General features: G+C 54.7%; 16 protein-coding genes. 11 read left to right on the top strand and 5 right to left on the bottom strand.

Annotated features, from left to right (window positions below; genetic code table 11):
- The first annotated feature begins 220 nt into the window (after positions 1-220).
- The 7 genes from FRY97_RS22395 (at position 221) to FRY97_RS14585 (ending at position 6,108) form a co-directional block, all read left to right on the top strand.
- Complete coding sequence (locus FRY97_RS22395) at positions 221-373, top strand: hypothetical protein (protein WP_170254661.1); 153 nt, start codon at positions 221-223, stop codon at positions 371-373.
- 60 nt (positions 374-433) lie between these two features.
- Positions 434-928, top strand: coding sequence for a hypothetical protein (locus tag FRY97_RS14610; RefSeq protein ID WP_147168293.1), 495 nt, complete (start codon positions 434-436; stop codon positions 926-928).
- The gene (locus FRY97_RS14605) at positions 912-1,862 is read left to right on the top strand and encodes a hypothetical protein (RefSeq protein WP_147168292.1); all 951 of its coding nucleotides are present in this window, start codon (positions 912-914) and stop codon (positions 1,860-1,862) included. Before FRY97_RS14610 ends, FRY97_RS14605 begins: the two co-directional genes overlap by 17 nt.
- Positions 1,863-1,910: 48 nt before the next feature.
- A complete protein-coding gene (locus FRY97_RS14600; RefSeq protein WP_147168291.1) occupies positions 1,911-2,885 on the top strand; it encodes a glycosyltransferase family 2 protein in 975 nt (324 codons plus the stop codon).
- Positions 2,885-4,012, top strand: a complete 1,128-nt coding sequence (locus FRY97_RS14595; protein ID WP_147168290.1) for a glycosyltransferase family 4 protein — start codon at positions 2,885-2,887, stop codon at positions 4,010-4,012. Before FRY97_RS14600 ends, FRY97_RS14595 begins: the two co-directional genes overlap by 1 nt.
- Positions 4,009-5,091 carry a hypothetical protein gene (locus tag FRY97_RS14590; protein ID WP_147168289.1) on the top strand — a complete coding sequence of 361 codons (1,083 nt, stop codon included), beginning with the start codon at positions 4,009-4,011 and terminating at the stop codon, positions 5,089-5,091. The genes FRY97_RS14595 and FRY97_RS14590 overlap by 4 nt, the downstream gene beginning before the upstream one ends.
- Before the next feature lie 90 nt (positions 5,092-5,181).
- A complete protein-coding gene (locus FRY97_RS14585; protein WP_147168288.1) occupies positions 5,182-6,108 on the top strand; it encodes a hypothetical protein in 927 nt (308 codons plus the stop codon).
- Between the two features lie 4 nt (positions 6,109-6,112).
- On the opposite strand, the gene FRY97_RS14580 is transcribed toward FRY97_RS14585, so the two are convergent.
- The 4 genes from FRY97_RS14580 to FRY97_RS14565 form a co-directional block, all read right to left on the bottom strand.
- A complete protein-coding gene (locus tag FRY97_RS14580) occupies positions 6,113-7,417 on the bottom strand; it encodes a glycosyltransferase family protein (RefSeq protein ID WP_147168287.1) in 1,305 nt (434 codons plus the stop codon).
- Positions 7,410-8,552: a glycosyltransferase family 4 protein gene (locus tag FRY97_RS14575; RefSeq protein ID WP_170254660.1), complete on the bottom strand. Its 1,143-nt coding sequence runs from the start codon at positions 8,550-8,552 to the stop codon at positions 7,410-7,412. Before FRY97_RS14575 ends, FRY97_RS14580 begins: the two co-directional genes overlap by 8 nt.
- Before the next feature lie 684 nt (positions 8,553-9,236).
- Positions 9,237-10,901, bottom strand: a complete 1,665-nt coding sequence (locus FRY97_RS14570; protein WP_147168285.1) for a DEAD/DEAH box helicase — start codon at positions 10,899-10,901, stop codon at positions 9,237-9,239.
- A gap of 245 nt (positions 10,902-11,146) precedes the next feature.
- Positions 11,147-11,398 carry a hypothetical protein gene (locus FRY97_RS14565; RefSeq protein WP_147168284.1) on the bottom strand — a complete coding sequence of 84 codons (252 nt, stop codon included), beginning with the start codon at positions 11,396-11,398 and terminating at the stop codon, positions 11,147-11,149.
- A 337-nt stretch (positions 11,399-11,735) separates the two neighbouring features.
- Between FRY97_RS14565 and FRY97_RS14560 the strand changes: the two genes are divergently transcribed.
- Together FRY97_RS14560 and FRY97_RS14555 are read left to right on the top strand one after the other, a co-directional pair.
- A complete protein-coding gene (locus tag FRY97_RS14560) occupies positions 11,736-12,269 on the top strand; it encodes a fibronectin type III domain-containing protein (protein ID WP_147168283.1) in 534 nt (177 codons plus the stop codon).
- Positions 12,270-12,664: 395 nt separating this feature from the next.
- Positions 12,665-13,552 (top strand): RNA-binding domain-containing protein, encoded by an 888-nt coding sequence (locus FRY97_RS14555; RefSeq protein ID WP_147168282.1) that lies wholly within the window; start codon positions 12,665-12,667, stop codon positions 13,550-13,552.
- Between the two features lie 98 nt (positions 13,553-13,650).
- On the opposite strand, the gene FRY97_RS14550 is transcribed toward FRY97_RS14555, so the two are convergent.
- Positions 13,651-13,851: a hypothetical protein gene (locus FRY97_RS14550; RefSeq protein ID WP_147168281.1), complete on the bottom strand. Its 201-nt coding sequence runs from the start codon at positions 13,849-13,851 to the stop codon at positions 13,651-13,653.
- A 54-nt stretch (positions 13,852-13,905) separates the two neighbouring features.
- Between FRY97_RS14550 and FRY97_RS14545 the strand changes: the two genes are divergently transcribed.
- On the top strand, positions 13,906-14,595 hold the full coding sequence (locus tag FRY97_RS14545) for a DUF4956 domain-containing protein (RefSeq protein ID WP_147168280.1): 690 nt from the start codon (positions 13,906-13,908) through the stop codon (positions 14,593-14,595).
- Positions 14,596-14,598: 3 nt separating this feature from the next.
- Entirely contained in the window at positions 14,599-17,571 is a 2,973-nt protein-coding gene (locus FRY97_RS14540) for a CotH kinase family protein (protein WP_147168279.1), read from the top strand.
- Position 17,572: the final 1 nt, after the last annotated feature.

Raw genomic sequence — 17,572 nt, 5'->3', positions numbered from 1 at the left:
CCTTGCTATACTTACCTTTAGTATATCAAAGTTAGTAAATAGTGTATTTAATGTATCAGCGAATGATAGCCTTTTCCTTGGTCTTGCCCTAGGAGGTGGAGGGTACTTGTTGCTTCATGTAGTATCCGGTTCCTCCCTCTATTTTCTATTGAAAACTTATTGGAAACAATCTAAATTTAGTTGAATTGCATCAAGTAATGAGAATGGGGGGACATGTGTTTTGCTAACATTTTGCCTCCTCACCCTCCAATCCATCCTCCCCAGCGCGCTGAATGGCTTTGCTCCCGGGCTGAACTTCAAGATAGGGAGGCTGGTAGATGACGTGATCAGCGCCATTACTTGGAAAAACCCTTTGCCTGATGGGCTGAGCTGAATACCGAGGGGATAGCGGTTTTGGTTTGTGGCTATGGCTAAACGTTCTAAACAGTCGAAAATGAAAAAGAATGGGCTTCCGATATTTGTTTTTTTTGTTTTGTTGATCCCCTTTTTGCTGAAGCACAAAAGCAGCAGCTTTGAGATTTATCCTTCTATTGTTATGCCTGTAGGAGCAAGTTTGATGGATTTAAGGGATTCTATTTCATATATAACAGATGAGCTTTACGGCGAGAAAGAGGGTAAGGTTCAGCGGATAGATGTATGTTTATTTTTGGCACCAATCCCTAGGTGGTATTTTCCTGCGATCATTAAGAGCTCTTTTGGTCTTGAGCCGGTTGAAAAAGTGTATAGCGTTCAAGGTTTTCCATTTTCGATGAGGAATTACAATAGATTTAGCGAGGAAGAGCTGACTAAGACTAAAAAGATGTACCGTAGCAGATTAAAAGCTATGGGATTTAATGATTCGTATTTTCTTTACCGCCGGTACGCAGTAAAGATAGAAGGGGATAGTATCAAAGCTAAGAAAATATACGAAAATGCCTATTGCCTCTGATAACATTGGAAAGAGAGTAGTCGCTAATGCCGCAGTATCATTATCCTCTCCCTTTAGGGTGTTCTTTGGATTACTGCTTATTGTGATGGCAAAAGACTATTCGTTCTTAGGGGAATTGCCATCTACCTTGTTTAGGCCTCACTTGTTCATATTGTCCAATTTGCTGGATGCCTGGCCATCAGCTGCTTTTTTCAAGGGGAGCTTTTATTTGAAGATTCTTTTGGGCCTATTTGTAGTTTTGGGGGTACACACACGTTTTGCACTTTTGGGAGTGGGAGTGGTAGGCATTCTTCAGAATACCTTCATCTATAGTTTTGGCAAGATAGACCACAGCATATTGTTTGATCTGTTGCCTTTTGTTTTGTTTTTTTCGAATTTGGGTAGTCAGCATGCAGTTTTGCCGGATAAAAAATGGCACTTCGAAAAAGAGGCAGTAGGTGCATTTGCATTTATAGTTGTATATGGTTTCTTTACTGCAGGTATTGGGAAAGCATTGGTCTGGCTAGATTTTGATTTACACACGTCAGGTTTTTTATCTTGGTTTTTGAGCGGCTATTACTCTCTTGGGCGGGATGAGCTTTTGGCAGAATGGGTGTTGAAGTTCCCTCCATTAATATTGGAAATAATGGATTATGCTGCCGTTTTTTTTGAGCTTTCAGGGGTGTTTTTTCTTTTCTGGAGCCGAAAAATGTGGTTTTTTTATCTGACGCTTATCTGTGTTTTTCATTTTATGAATGCTTTATTTTTGAATATTGGATTTGCTATCCATATTCCAGTAGTAGGTATATGGCTCTTTATACCATATTTTGAAAAATTCAAGTGGTTGGTTATTACTATCCCTTTATTCTTTTTACTGGACAATATCCTTTTTGTTGCTCTCTCCTGGCTCTTGATGAGTATTTTGGGGGTCATAAGTGTGAAAAATGAATGCTGAGCTGGAAACAACCCTACTTTTCTTTTCACTGTCTAGGCTTGGAATACTATGCTAGTCTCCATCATCATACCTGCTTATAATGTTGAGGCCTACGTCGGGGAGGCGCTCGATTCTGCGCTCGCACAAACCTACCGGCCTATTGAGATCATCGCAGTTGACAACAACTCTACCGATGGTACGCTCGGGGTGTTGCAGCAATATCAAATGCTGCACCCCAAGCTGATAACCGTGCTGCAGGAGCCTAAACAGGGCGCCCCCGCTGCCCGTAACCTTGGGCTCAAGCATGCCAAAGGGGAATGGCTGCAGTTTCTTGATGCAGACGATATTTTGTTGCCGGAGAAGATTGAGCGGCAGGTGGGGTTGGTTAGTTTTTTTTTCGAAAACGAGAATCGGCTTTTGGCCATTGTCACTGGAGCATATTTATTTGAAAAGATAAATGGGCAAAGAGTAAAATACAACTCATCAGAAAGGATTTGGAGGGGTTTAATATCTGGTAGTGCTGGGATTACTTCTGCAAATTTATTTAAAAAAGAATCAGTTTCCTTGGCTGGTCAATGGGATGAAAGCCTTTGCAGTAGTCAAGAATACAATCTAATGTACCGGATTCTTACTATGGGATATTTAGGCTGTTCTTATAATGCTTGTTTAACCATTGTTAGACAGAGAGCCAATAGCATATCTACATCAACGCTTTTTAATACTAAGCTAGAGGCTAGTTACTTTAGACTTAGTGTATGTAAGGATTTGAAAAATCTTGATAAAGGAAAGTGGCCTGATGGGGTAGATGTTTCTTTTTTGAATCAAATGATTGTAAAACAGATTTCGGTAGTAGGGTTGTTTAATCACAGTGAGAGTTTAGCTCTTTACCGTAGTTTCTTCGGTAAAACTAAAGTTTCTTTAACCCTACCTGTTTTTAGTAGATCATTTATTATTGGTTACCAATGGTTTGGTTTTAAATTTGGGGTTCTTATGTATTCCCTTTTTTACCAGCTGCGGAGACTCCTTAAACTCGAGTTGGCTTAATGACAGCTATTTTTTTTACCCATCAAGTCAGCAAAGTGACAAATGGGCCAACCAAATTTGCCCAATATCTATTGCGGCATGCAGCAGGTTGGGCCAAACTTGAGTTGACGTTCGTTTCAGAATCTGAAGCCGGGGCTGCTGATCCCTCAATAGTCCGCCCCATCAAGGTCAGTTACCCGAAATCGTTTGAAGCATTGGGCTCCCTATTCAGGATGTACGCCTATTGGAAATATGTGAAGCGCAGTGCTGCGCATTCAGATGTAATTGTTTTCAACCATGCCCTAGATGGGGTGCTGACGGCATTGTCCGCAAGAAAGCCTGCCGTGGTCGGGATGCTGAACGATTTCAAATACCTAGATGCTGGGCTGACCTCCTTCCGGCTGCATAGGAAGTGGTTGGCCTATTTTTTTTACCGTCAGCTGGAAAAGCTTTTTGTTCGCCGTGCAGCCGCTGTCATTGTTTGCTCCCATGCATTACAAGCGCGGGCAGAAAAGGAGTATGCCTGTAGGGGCAAGGTCAAGGTCCTTTATCAGGGGGTAGATTTGTCTTTTTGGGCCTACCAAAAGCATGAGCCTATCAATTGTGCTGAGCACATTAAAGTCCTTTTCGTCAAAAGCAACCCTATAGTCGGGGGGCTGAGCAGCTTGTTCGAGGCGATCAAACAATTGCCAGGTTTTTATTTTGAGGTGACTCTAGCTGGCGCACAGCAGGAACGGTTTGGGAAAATAATTGCTCAGCACGGCAAAGCACCTAACCTAGCTGTCCAATATCTCGGCTCGCAAACACAGCAGCAGATCCGGCAGCTAATGTATACCAATGATGTTTTATGCATCCCTTCCGCTTCTGAAGGGCTTGGGGTCGCATTGATAGAAGGGCTGGCAACGGGCATTCCTGTGGTGTCAACCGATACAGGAGGGGTACCTGAAGTCCTCAATAACGGCAAATGTGGCTGGCTTGCTCCTGCCGATAATCCTTCGCTCTTGGCACAGACATTAAAGGCGTGCATCCTGAATAAAGAAGAGGCTTGCCTCAGATGCAAAGCTGGAAGGGAGCACGTGGAAGCCCATTTCAGTGCTAAAAACATGGCCATTCAATTTGAAGCCCTTCTCAATGAAACGGTATCATGACCATCCTCCTCCTCGAGCCGGCCGCCCACTACGAAGTAGCCGCCAATTTGGCGGAGGTCCTATTGCTGCGGGGGCACCGCATCTTGCTTGTCTGTCATGGGGACATCGCTACGGTACTGCCTGCCCGGGTGGCCGAGCGCCCCGAGCTGCTGCACTATACCTGGGCGGCTTACAGGTATGCCCTTAAAAGTGGCGCATGGCCTAAAACCCATCTCGTGATTTGGGCCACATTGCCCCGGAACAAAAAATGGGCAGGGCTATTGCCAGCGGAAGCCCCCGCGCTCGCAGTGGTCCACAATTGGAACACTTGGTTTAGGCCGCTGCCTAGTGTGCTGTTGTGCCTGAATGCCCAGTTTGGGGTGAGGAAGTGGGCAGGGGCATTAGGGTTCATCCTTTTCCACAGAAGGGCTATTTTGAGCAGGTTGTCTGGCTACCTTCATTTAGGGGCAGCAGGGGCTGCTGCAGTTGAAAACTCAGCCTATCTGCCTGTGCCTAGGCAGGTGGGGGCCAGCACAGCCTCGATGCTGGCAGGGCCCGTTAGGATAGTGGTGCCCGGCGCGGTCTCTTCTAATGGGAAGGACTATTCTTCGCTGCTAAGAGGCATACACTTTTTTTCCCGAGAGCATGCGGGCGTTAAAATCCACCTCTACTTTTTGGGGGTTTGCCAAGACAAGGCTTTCCAAGAAACAGCCTTGCAATACCTGGGAAGCGATGCGGAGCTGTATTTTTTTTCATCGCATGTACCCGATAAAGTGTACAACTCAATTGGAGCAAGGGCAGCTGCGCTGATACTCCCGCTCAGCCCGGTGAAAGTGTTTGGCGGGATCGCTGAATATTGGGGAGAGACGACCATCCCTGGGGGGGTGGCAGACGCCCAGCGCTGGGGCAAGCCGCTGTTGTATGCAGGTGCAGGGCGGGTGAAGCTTCCTTACGGCATTGCCTATCAGTCTGATCAAGAGCTTGCTGTATTGCTGCAGAAAGCAGTGCAAGGGTTGCTTGTGGGGGAGACGGCAGCTGCTTCCGCAAAAGAATGGGAGGTCTTTCATACCTTTATCGAAAAAGCAGCGCTGCCTGGGTGAAGGGGCTGGGAATGGGAACAGAAGAGCGGGTTTAGCCCTAACATGGCACTTAATGCACCAAGTCGAATCAAGCAAACCATCGTGGCATACATGGCAGATTTCCCCCAAGCAAGTCTTTTTCAACATCCCGAATGGCTTGACCTGCTCGCGGGTCCTGGACATTGGGAGCAGGTGGTCAGCCCCGGAAGAGACGGCAGCCCTGAAGCGGTGTGGGCAGTCACTTATCGCCCCGGGAGCGGCCGGAAAATCATCCAAAAACCTCCGCTCACCCCTTGGCTTGGGCCCGTTTTCCGCTCTCCGCCTATACATGAGGGCAAACGGCTGAGCTACTTCAAGCAACACTTAGCCCACTTGCAGAGCCAGCTGCCCTCAATATGGATGTCCCGTCAGACTTTGCCCCCTGAATTCCTACAGCCTCAGCCTTTCGCCTGGCTCGGCTACGAGCTCCATGAGCGCTTCACGTATCGCCTAGATTTGAAGCAGCCGTTGCCGGTGCTTTGGGGGCAGCTTAAGCCTGCCCTGAGAGGCCGCATCCGCAAAGGGGAGGAGGCGGTTGCTATTGTCGAAGGGTGGGGGCATAAAAAGTCGGTATACCCGGCCTTCAATGCCACTTTGGCCAATAAGCGGGTCGGGCAGGCGCTAGGGGAGGATGCCTTTTTTAAAATGCTCCAGCTTTTGGAAAACCTGGGGAAAGGCCGTTTGCTGACTGCTATAGACAAGCAGGGGCAGGCGAAGGCACAGGTGTTATTGGTTGTAGAAAATGGGACAGCTTTGGCGCTGGTCATTGTCAGTGCAGGTGGGCAACCTCAGGACAGTTACACCATGCCCTGCCTGCTGTGGTCAGCTGTTCAGTTGGCCGCCCGGGAGGGCCTGAGCTGTTTCGACTTTGAGGGGAGTATGCTTCCGGGGGTTGCCCGTTTTTTCGCCGCCTTCAACGCCACACCCACCCCCTACCTAGAGCTGCGCCGCTACCGCAACCGGCTGGTAAAGGCAGGCTTTGCCCTCTTGGGCCGCTAAGCGCTCATTTAGCGGGCCTCTCAGCAGAGGGCGCAGACAGCAAATATTGGAAAAACGCGGGCGACTGTGCTTCCCAGGTATATGGCGTTATAGCAGATAGGGGGATGTGGGCAGGCGCTTCTGCTGCCCAGGCCTGGTACAGGCCCAGCAAGTGTGTTTTGAGCTGGGCAGGGTCAGCATGGCGGGCGTGGATGAAACTATGGGGCAGGGCCGTGAGGATATGCTGCAGCTCTGTATCGCCGGGGCCATTGATCAGGGCGGCCACCGGGCGCTGAGCGGCGAGGTACTCAAAAAGCTTGCCGGTCAGTATGCCACTGATGCGTGCGGTAGACCAAGTCAGCAGCAGGTTGACAGCCGCTGTGCGCTGAATATGATGGGCTTGCTCAAGGCTGACTACGCCCCCACAATCGCTATAGGGCTGCAGCCCCCATGCTTGCACCCATTGCTGCCAGGTGCCGGCGTCTTTCCCACGGTAGCGAAGGCACAGGTCTGATCCGCGTATCTGCCCGTCATTGATGAGCGATCTCAGTGCAGACAGCAGTGGGCTGGCATCTTGTTGGCCGGGGTAGAGGGAGCCGGTGTAGGCGATGGTGAACTGCTCGGGCCAGGGCTCGTCGTTGGGCGCAAGCCGGGCGTGGCTGATGCCGTTGCGCAGCACCTTTACCGGCGGGCCGAATTGGGCCAGCTCCTGCTTCAGCCCTTGCGAAACCGTGGTGAGCAGGTCTGCTTTTGCCAAAATGCTCCGGTTGGCGCGCAGCTGCAGGCTGGCCCAAAAGGTATTGGGGTTGCTGGGGTCTACATGCAGGTCTCTGAAATCGGCCGCCCAGACCAAGTGGGGGTAGCGGCGCTTGAGCAGGTGGGCAATGCAATGGTCTGCATAAGGCCGGAAAGTCGAGAACAGGTGGGTAATGCCTTGGGATTCTACCAGCTGGCAGCCTTTTTGGTAGCCTTTCCAGATGTACCAGGCACCGCCGTCACCGGCCAGGAGGTTGAAGGGGAAGCTGTTGAGCAGGCGCTGTGCCCACCTGATGCCCCGACGTTTTTTCAGCTGCCCAGAAAAATAGGGGCGGTTGTCTTTCCCCGCGCGGGCCAGCAGCCGGCGGGCATCCCAAGCGGGCACTTCATGGATGTGCGCACAGCCAGTCTCTAGGGCGGGGTCCTGAGCAAAATAGCGCCGGTTGGCGGCAGTCAGTACGCTCACATGCCCGAAGTGCTTGATGGCTTCCCGATAAAAATGCCAGGCCCGGACCGCACCCGGCACCTTTACAGGGGGGAAATTGTAGTAAATGATCAACAGCCGCTTATCCATGCCGGGCTGCTTTTGAGGCAGGGGCTTGTGCCAGTTGGGCCAGCTCAAAATAAGACTCCACAATTTGTTTTTCGTCAAAATAGGTTAGCGCACGCTGCCGGGCGGCAGCGCCCATGCGGGCAAGCTCCTGCTGCGGCAGCCGTCCGGCAGCCGCCATCTGCTTTGCCAGCGCTATGCTGTCTTGTACCGGCACAAGCCACCCGCAGCTTGGGCTGATCGCATCTTTGCAGCCAGCCGTGTCTGTGGTGATGACCGGCTTGCCCATAGCCAAGGCTTCGAGCACGGCACGGGGCATGCCTTCCCTGTAGGAGGGGAGCACAAAAACATCGCATTGCTTGAGGTAGGGCCTTACGTCGGTGGTCGAGCCGAAGTACCGCACATTTTGCAGCTCTACCTCCCGCAGCAGTTCTTCCCGTGAAACAGCAGCAGGGTTGGCGGCATCGAGCTGCCCAACAATCCAACATTCAGACTTAGGGAATAGGCGCTTCAGCTGCCGGGCGGCTTTCAGGTATTCCCGTATGCCTTTGTCATAAAGCAGCCGGCCCACAAAAAGGAATATAAAGCGTTGCTGCCGGGGCTGTGGAAGAGGGCGGAAGTGGTTGGTGTTCAAGCCCGAGCCGTTCACGACAGCGGTCTGCCCTGCCCGGGCGATGCCCGACTCCAGGAAAAGGGCCTCATCTTCCACATTGTGGAAAATGACCTTCCTGGCTTTCCGCAGGGCAGCCCGGTACAGCAGCTTGCTCAGCCACCTCAGCAATGGGCTGTGCAGAAAAGCATACCCCAGGCCGGTTACCGTAGGGTAATTGGGCACCCCGGCCAAGCGGGCGGCCATGCTGCCGTAGATATTGGGCTTAGCGGTAAAATGGAAAACAAGGGTAGGCTGCTCCCTCCGGTAGATCCGGAAAAGCTCAATGAGGAGGAGGAGGTCGCGCAAGGGGTTTTTGCCCTGTGCTGAAAGGTGCTTCAGCGGGATGTGGGCTGTGAAGTAGTGCTCGTTCAGGTAGCGGATGTACTCGTCTACAGGCGCAATGACCAGAACGCGGTAGCCCGCCTGTTTGCAGGCGCGGATAAAGGGCTGCCGGAAGTTGTAAATGTTCCAGCTGCTGTTGGCTACGATAGCAACAGTTGGAGCCATAGTGTTTTTGTGTGTTGCACTTTGGGGCGTCAGGGCCTTAAGTGCTGTGTGCATAAATGGATGGCGGCCTGTTTGGAAAAGGCCGGCCGGCGGCTATGCGCTCATATCGGTTTTTGGGTGTCTTGGTGTCGTGCGGTCACTGAAAAACAAAGGGGGGCAATCTTGGGCCAGCCCCGCAGCTGCAAGTGAGCTGAAGCATACCTCAGCGGCAAGGGCTCGGGCAGGCCATTTTACAGATTATGTGCTACAGCAGCAAAGATAACCGCTGTTCTTTGCCATTGTTTTATGTCCGGATGGTAAAAGCGCGCAGGGGGGCAAAAAATAAGGGGGCCGGATAGAGGCCCCCTTATTCTTTAAGGGCAGGTTTGGAGCGGTTGCGCCGCAAAAACCAAAGGTTCGTGACCGTCTATTGCGCCAGTTTGGCCTGCAAGAAGAGCGAGCCCCCAACATGAGCTGAGCAGGGTTAGGTTGGGCGCAAACCAGATTGTCGTTTTTTGCTTGCCCAGCTTGCTTCGCGTGAGGGGCCTGCCCCTGCCGCAAGGGCAGGTGCCGCTATGCTACGGGGCTCGCTGTCCGCTCGGCCCTGTCGGGCTTGCCACCCCTTCGCAGCGCTAGGCCAATGCCAAGTTATAAAGCCCGGAAAATCATAAACACCTGCGATATTTGGGTTCACGCCCGGTAGGCTTAACGCTTGCGGAAAGCTTTCTCTTTCTTTTTGCGCGGCCCTTTGCCTTTCTTGCCCTTTTTGCCTTTAGGGCCGGTGTCGCCGTCGTTCACCCTTAGGGTGCGGCCGTTGTGCTCCAGCCCGTCAATAGCTTTGATGAGCCGCGCTGCGGCTTTTTCCTCAACCTGCACGAATGCGTGCTTTTTCTGTAGGTCGATCTTGCCGATATCGCTACTGCTAATGCCGCCCTGCTCGCACAGGAAGCTGAGCATGCCGCCTTTGCCATCGAGGTCCATATCCCCCAGGTTGATGAACAGCTTGCGGCTGTCTGTACGGCTGAGCCGCGGCTTGTCCTTAGGCCCAGCCTGCCCGATAGGCCTGCTGTTGGCGTAGGAGGCTAGGCTGTGCCCCATAGTGGAAGTGGCCAGGCGCAAGGCGAGCTCTTCGCGGCTCATATCGCCCAGCTCTTCTACAATCTGCGGCAGGTATTTCTCAATGGCAGGGTGGGGCGGGGTCTGTGCAGCCCTTGCAAAAAAGCCCAGCAAGCGCTGTTCAAAAATGGCATCCCCATTGGGGACTTCTGTTGGCTCCAGCTTGATTTTTACGGTCTTCTCCAGCTTCTTCAGCAGGTGCTTGTCTTTGGGATGGGCCAAAATGATAGACTCGCCCTTTTTCCCTGCCCGGCCGGTACGGCCAGAGCGGTGGGTGTAGAAAGCGATATCATCAGGTATGTTGAAGTGGAAAACGTGGGTGATTTCGTCCACATCAATACCGCGGGCTGCTACATCAGTAGCTACCAGGATACGGAGGTGGCGGTTGCGGAAAGCCCCCATGACCCGGTCGCGCTGATGCTGACTGAGGTCGCCATGTAGGGCGTCTGCACGGTAGCCGTCCTGAGTAAGGCGCTCGGCTACTTCTGCCGCGTCCCGGCGGGTGCGGACAAAGACCAGGGCGAATAGCCCGCTATTGAAATCGATGAAGCGGCGCAGGGCTTCGTAGCGCTCTGCCGGGCGGAGGAAGACAAAGCGGTGGCTGATGTCTGCATTGGAAGTGTTCTGCTGCCCAACGGACAGCTCGAAGGGGTTCTCCATATAGTCCTCAGAAATCCGGCGGACCTCCTTGGGCATAGTAGCAGAAAACAGCCAGGTGCGGCGGTTCTCCGGCACACTCTGCAGGATGTCGTCGATCTCTTCTTTGAAGCCCATGTTCAGCATTTCGTCGGCTTCGTCCAGCACAACGTGCTGCAGGTGGGCAAAGTCCACCTTCCCGCGCCGCATCAGGTCGCGCAGGCGGCCAGGCGTAGCGACCAGGATATGCACCCCGCGCTCAAGCCCTTTCATCTGACGGACAATATCTGCCCCCCCATAGACGGCGAGCAGCTTCAGCCCGGGCTGATTGCTGGCAAAGGACTCCAGCTCCCGGCAGATCTGCAGGCAAAGCTCCCGTGTAGGGGCAAGTACCAACGATTGGATGAAAGGCAGCATGGTGTCGGTCCGCTGAATCAGCGGCAGCCCGAAAGCAGCGGTCTTGCCGGTCCCGGTCTGTGCCAGCCCGATAAAGTCTTCTTCGCCGCTCAGCAGGTGAGGGATGGCTTGTTGCTGAATAGCAGTAGGGGTCTCGAAGCCGATGGCACCCACCGCTTCGGTAATTTGCTGGGACAGCCCCAGCGACTCAAATGTACTCATGTTTAGTTGTTGCTGCTGCAACCCACTTGCAGCTTGTGCAGAGTAGCATTTGAGCCCGTCCTTGACCTATCGGTTGTACTCGAGTGAAAAGTGGTAGGCTTCCGCTACTCCGGAATTCGGGCGCAAAGATAAGCACTATTTTCTTAAACTGCTGGGATATTTAAGGTTATCTCCAAAAATGGGCCGATTGCAAGGGCCACAGGCGTTTGGGATAGGCAAGGGGGCATCGGGCCTGCGCGGTTCGGTCAGACAGGCAGCCGCTCGGTCAGCTGCCACAGCGTTTCCTTCAACCGCAGCTGCGTTTTGGCGGCCGCCTCCGGCTGCCCGCCTGCCTGGGCTTTTTGCCAGCTGCTGTACAGGGTGAAGGCATGAACCGCCTCGTTCATCAGCGCATTGTCGCCAAGCTGATCGGCCAGCGTGGCCAAGGCTTTTATGACCGGCTCGTAATCTTCAGCGAGGAGGTAGCCCTGAAGCTGCTTTTTGACGGATTTTGGCATGACAATGCGTTAGAGTGACAGGAATTGTGTATTTTGCCAAAAATTGTGACGGGGGATTTTGGCAACAGCCTAACATTTGGCCGCAGCTATGGTTCTCCGCACAGGCAAACAGCCAAAAACAAACCTGCCAATCCTTCCTCTGGCTTCACAAGAAGGTGACTTCACTAAGCATTGCTACACAAACTGGGATTTGATCGCGGCCCTGCCCCTTCGGTAGGTGGTAGCCCGGGCACAGCCTTTCAGAATGGAATGGTTTGGGCCAGCCCGCCTGCTGATCAGCAGCCCGCTCTGCCCCAGACCGGTTTTGTTTGATCTCATGGAATAATAGTATACCCCAATGAAAAGCCTATTCCTGTTGCCGCTGTTCCTCCTCCTTGGAGCTGCAGCCCATGCCCAGCTCCCGCTTCAGCAAACGGTCGCGAGCGTAAGCCCGTCAGATGATAGCCCCGCTGCCCTGGCCAGCGGGCATGCTGCTGCCCGTGGCGCCCATGCCCAAAGCCGCTTGGGCGATTTGAAGCTGGAGAGCCATCATGCTTCCGTCCTTTTATCTTGGCAGTGCCCCAGCTCGGCAGACGGGGAGGCTGTGCTGTGTACCATAGAGCGCGCCCTCAAGCCCGGCGGCTGGGAGCCGCTCGCCCAGTTCAGCTTGCCCGCCATTGGCCAGGGCTACTCCTTCTGGGATACGCAAGTGAAGGCAGGCCATGCCTATTATTACCGGGTGCGCAGCGCCAATAGCGAAGGGCAGACCTGGTGGTCCAGCCCCGGCCGTGTTGAGGTCGACCATTGGTGGGACGAAGCGCTGTACCTCGTCCTTTTGATCGCTGCCATTGCCTGGGCAGGCCGTTCTGCTGTGCAGGTCCTCCGCCCTTGACGGGCAAACCCTGGCAAGGCTCATAAGGCAAGGGCTACAGGGGCCGCCTGCCCGGCAATGGGCTGGGCAGGTGCGGATTGGCACGCCCCCCGCAAGCCAAATCTATCGCAAGCTTCACAGGCGCTACCGGCACTAAGATGGCAGCGGCCTAGCGCTGCGGAGGGGTGGCCAGCCCGTCAGGGCCGAGCGGGCAGCGAGCCCCGTAGCATAGCGGCACCTGCCGTTGCGGCAGGGGCAGGCCCCATCTGCCACAAAAGCCTGCCCCCCGGCAAAAGAATCCTTGCTCCCCATACCGCCCGGTCTGGCCATTTTTTGTTAGCTTCACTTTCCAAAAAAAACAAGTAATGCCATACCCTTGCCAATGCAGCAGGCCGTGGACAAAACGATAAACAACCATGAATGAAGCGGTAATAAAGACCCTGAGCAGGTGCCCTGAGCTGAAAGGCTTTTCCACCGAAGACCTACAGGGCCTCAGCAAGGTCGCACGCCTTGTAGACTATCAGGCCGGGCACGAAGTGTTCTCCATCGAACAGAAAGGGGAGTCCTTTTACATCGTCCATTTTGGCCGCCTTATTTTGTACCTGGCCCGCAAAGAGCCCAAAGAATACATCAAGGGGCAGCTGTTCGGCGAGATCGCCATCTTCAATAAAACTTCCCGCCTTGGCACCATCAGGGCTACCGAGCCTTCGCAGCTCATCGTATTTGACAAAGCCAAAACTTTTGACTCGGATACACTCTCTGATAGCCTGAAAATGAAGCTCTCCTGGGCGCTCACCCAAAAAATCATCACTTACCTCGTTGCAGACGAATCGGCCAACAGCAAGCGCATCATCGATAAGGGCGAAAGCGATATGGTGGAGTTCAAAGAGTCGATCGACAAATACCACCGCGATAAAATCATACAGACCTTGTCTGCATTTATGAACCTCAACGGGGGCACCGTCTTCTGCGGTGTCGATGACGAAGGGAAGATCATAGGGCTGGAAGCTACGACTTCGGATATCGATAATTTCAAGCGCAGCATCACCAGCGCGGTACAGCGCAACCTCGGCTCCTTCTTCGCTACACAGTTGTCTTTCGACATCGAAGAGATCGAGGGCAATATGATCTTCCGCATAGATACCCCTCCGGCCAAATCCCCTGTTTTTTACCGGGATGTGGACAAAAAGGGCAACGAGCAAGAGGTCTTCTACATCCGCACCGGCTCGGCCAATATCCGCATCAAAAAGAGCAGCGAGATCATCAAATATGTAGAAGACCGCTACCGCTTTTCAGGGCAATAATGCGCCTGTGCGCCAATCTGATGGCCTCTTTTTTGGGGGCCGCACCCGCCTTGGAGTGCTTAGAGATGCCATGTTAGCATCTCTAAATGCGGGTGCCGCTACGCTCCGGGGCTCGCTGCCCGCTCGGCCCTGCGGGCTGGCCACCCCTTCGCATCGCTGGCCCGGCAGGCTAGCAGGTGGCGGGGGAGGAAGGGCCTTTCCATCCAACTGCCTGCGTTGCGCTCACAGCGGATGATGAGAGAGAACCCGTCCCGGAAAGCCAGCCGTTGTTTGCCGTGGGCCGCCAAAGAAGCGTGCAAGGTTTTGGCCCCTGCGGATTTGGCTTATATTTGCAGCCTAACTGCCACATCATTATGGATTTGCTACAACAGCTCCAAGAACAGTACATACAGGAATTTTCGAATAATGTCCCTTTGGATGAATTCCTGCTCAATATCTTGGTGACCGCCATTTTAGTTTCACTGCTGCGGTTGTTTTACATTCATTTTGGGCAGGCCATCTCCAACCGGCGGCGTTTTGCCAACAACTTCCTGCCCCTGGCCCTAGGCACCCTGCTCATCATCATGATCGTGAAGTCGTCCATCGCGCTTAGCCTTGGCCTGGTGGGCGCCCTCTCCATCGTCCGCTACCGGGCTGCCATCAAAGACCCGGAGGAGCTGACCTTCCTTTTTATCGCCATCGGCATGGGGCTGGCCGGCGGGGCCAACCAACCGGTTTTGGCAGTGGTCGCATTGGCTTTGATTTTGGGCATCCTCTACATCAGCAAGCTCATTTGGAAACAGCAGCCGGAACGGCAGGAGGGCCGCCTGTTCATTCAGCTCACTACGGATATAGAAGACCTGGAGAAAATCACCCGGCTGTTGTCCTCTCACCTGCCCTTTGTCTCCCTCAAACGCATGGACACCCTGGAGCAGGGGATGGAGCTTTCCTTCATCGCCCGTGCCCGCGACCTCAAGTCCCTGGCTGCTCTCAAGGAAGAGGTGAAAGCGCTGTCGCCCTCTACCCGGCTCTCGATTGTTGACCAGCCAGAACTTATCGTCTAGCCTATGATCATACATGACGAGCACAAACGGGCAAGGGCACTTGCGGCAAGGCGGCTGTTCATCATCCTGGGCGGAGCTTGCCTGCTGCTGGCCATGGCCGCGCTCTGGCCCGAGCCGTCCCCTTACGAGGAGCTTCCGGAAGGGGTGCTGTATTGTGGCGCCGAACGGGTGAAAGGGGGCAATTTCCGCTCCCGTGGGCAGGAGTTTGCCGGAGGGGCGACACAGTCTGCAGCCTTTGCCCGCAATGGGCAGTACAGCAGCCATTTGCCTTTAGGGGAGGGGCTGCAGTATGGGCTGGGCTATACACAGGAGCGCCCAAAGCCGGGCACTGCTTGGAAAGCCAGCATCTGGCGTAAGCAGTCGGGCCGTCAGGATACGTACTTGGCGGTGAGCCTGGAAGGGGGGGCACAGCCACGGTATTGGCAGGAGAACATCGCACTGGAGCGGGATGGCGAAGGCTGGGAACGGCTGGAGGTCCGCTTCAGCATCCCCTACCGTGGGCAGGCCGAGCGCGTTAAGGTATATGTATATGGGAATGGGGAGTCGGAAGCCTGGTTTGATGACTTCACCTTGGAAGCCCTGCCCGCACCGGAAGCTTTTGAGCTCCCAAGGGTGGAGCTGAGCATAGGGCCTGGGGGCATGAAAACATTACAGGCCAACCGGGAAAAAGCCCTTCAGCGAGGCATCCTTTCCAGTGATGGGCTCGATTGGGTGGCTGCTGGTTTTATTGCGGAAAACGGCAGTGAGCTGCCTGCCAGGGTCCGCCTCAAAGGCGATTGGCTAGACCACTTGCAGGGCGACAAATGGTCGTTTCGGGTGAAGCTGGAAAGCGGCCAGGCCTGGAACCGGGTGCGCACCTTCTCCCTACATGCCCCCCACGCCCGCTACCACCTCCACGAGTGGCTTTTCCATCAGCTGCTGGAGTCTGCCGATGTCCTGACCACCCGCTACGATTTTGTCGAGCTGCTGCTGAATGGCGAATCTTTGGGGGTTTACGCTTGGGAAGAGCATTTTGAAAAACAGCTGGTTGAGTCCCGTAACCGTAGAGAAGGGCCGATCATGAAGTTTGAGGAGGATGCTTATTGGGCAACGATCGGGCGGCAGCTTTCCGCCCACGGCTATGTAAAGCCTGGCGCTGCCTACCGGACGGGTACGGCCTATAGCGCTGAGATCGCGCCTTTTGACGATAAGCCCTCAGAAGAGAACCCTGCGGTTGCCGAGCAGATCCTGGAAGCCCGCAGCCTCATGGAGCAGTACCGCCGCGGCGAGGTGCCCGCCCGGGCCATATTCGACTTGCCAAAGATGGCCGTCTACCTGGCTTATTGCGATTTGGTGAACGCCCGGCACGGCCTGGCCTGGCACAATCAGCGTTTTTACTACAACCCCATCACCGGGCTGCTGGAGCCCATAGGTTTTGACGGGTACGGCGGCAAGCCGCCCCCGCTCTACCGCTTGCTAGGCGGTGGGGCGCTGTCCGGTTTTGCCCCGGTCAGCCACCCCCTGATCGCTCAGCTCTTCCAGGAAGAAGATTTCACAGCGGCTTACTTAGAAGCCCTGCACCGGCTCAGTTCTGCCGCCGCCTGGCGGGCACAGCTCGATACGCTGGCTGGGCAGTGGAGCGCCCGCTTGCAGGCCATTCAGGCCGAATACCCGGAGTACAAGCCCTCCCTGCAAGACTATCAGCGGGAGGGCGCTTACGTGCACAGTTTGCTCCTCCCGTTCGAGCCTTTCAGCCTGGCTGCTTACACGCAGTCGGTCTTAGGGCCAGACCGTCAGCTTTGGGTATGCAACCGGCATCATTTGCCTTTGAGGCTTGTAGGGTATGGCTTGCGGGAGGAGCAGCCATCAGCCGGGCTAGATGTACTGCTGCCCGCACGCCCCCCCCGCGCTTACGCTGAGCGCCTGAGGAAGGACAGCGCCCTTCAGCAGGGCGGCTTTCTAGAGGAGCAGGTACAGCAGGAGCAGCTCCCCCCGGAGTTTACGGAGGTCAGGGTCAGCGCAGCGGCCACGCATTTGTTTTTTAAAGTGCCTGGCCTGGACACCCTTTTCTCGGCCCCCATTTTGCCTTACGCAGCCCCCGGCTTTCCTACGGATATGCAGCGCCTCAGGGGCCTTGCAGGGCTGAAGCCCGGGCAGAGCTACCGTGTAGAAGAGGGGGCCGTCCTTTTCCCTGAAGGGCGGCATGAGCTGCGGGAAACGCTCGTTGTGCCACCGGGCTATCAATTGGTCATGGAAGCGGGCGCTGTCATCGAGCTGTCGCGCGGGGCATCCCTCATCAGCTTCAGCCCATTGCAGGCCATGGGCACGGCCGGCCGGCCGGTGCGGGTTGTTTCCCCGGCCAGAGACGGCGGTGGGCTGGCTGTGCTTTCCCCCGGCGGCCCCTCCACAGCCCGCTACCTGATGGCGGAAGGGCTGGGGGCTCCGCGTGAAGGGCGCTGGCAACTGACCGGGGCGCTCACTTTTTATGAGGCCCCCGTGAGCCTGAGCCACTGCGCCATCATAAAGAACCGCTCAGAGGACGCCCTCAATACGGTCCGCTCTGAATTTGAGCTGGCAGACTCCTATATTGGCGAAACCTTTTCCGATGGTTTTGATGCAGACTTCTGCAAAGGGGGCGTCCGCAACTGTAGGCTGGAGCAGACTGGCAACGATGGGCTTGATTTTTCGGGCAGCACGGTCACCATTTCGGATTGCCAGCTCCGAAAAAACGGGGACAAAGGAATCAGCGTTGGGGAGGAAAGCGACGTTACCGTAGTGGGCACTGCCATCAAAGGCGCAGTGATCGGGATGGCGAGCAAAGATTTGTCCGTGCTCCGTGTAAAAGATTGTGAATTGGCCGATTGTGATCAGGGCTTTGCAGCCTATCAGAAGAAGCCTGAGTTTGGCCCTGCGGTCATCGTAGTGGAGTCTTATCAGGGCCAAGGCCTCAGAAGGCTTTTCAGTGCCGGAGAAGGCAGTCAGATTTTAGGATTATAAC

This window comes from Phaeodactylibacter luteus (genome assembly GCF_007993045.1).
GTDB classification, from domain to species: Bacteria; Bacteroidota; Bacteroidia; order Chitinophagales; family Saprospiraceae; genus Phaeodactylibacter; species Phaeodactylibacter luteus.
The sequence above is the reverse complement of the archived record's forward strand: the minus strand, read 5'-3'. Positions and strand labels throughout refer to the sequence as shown.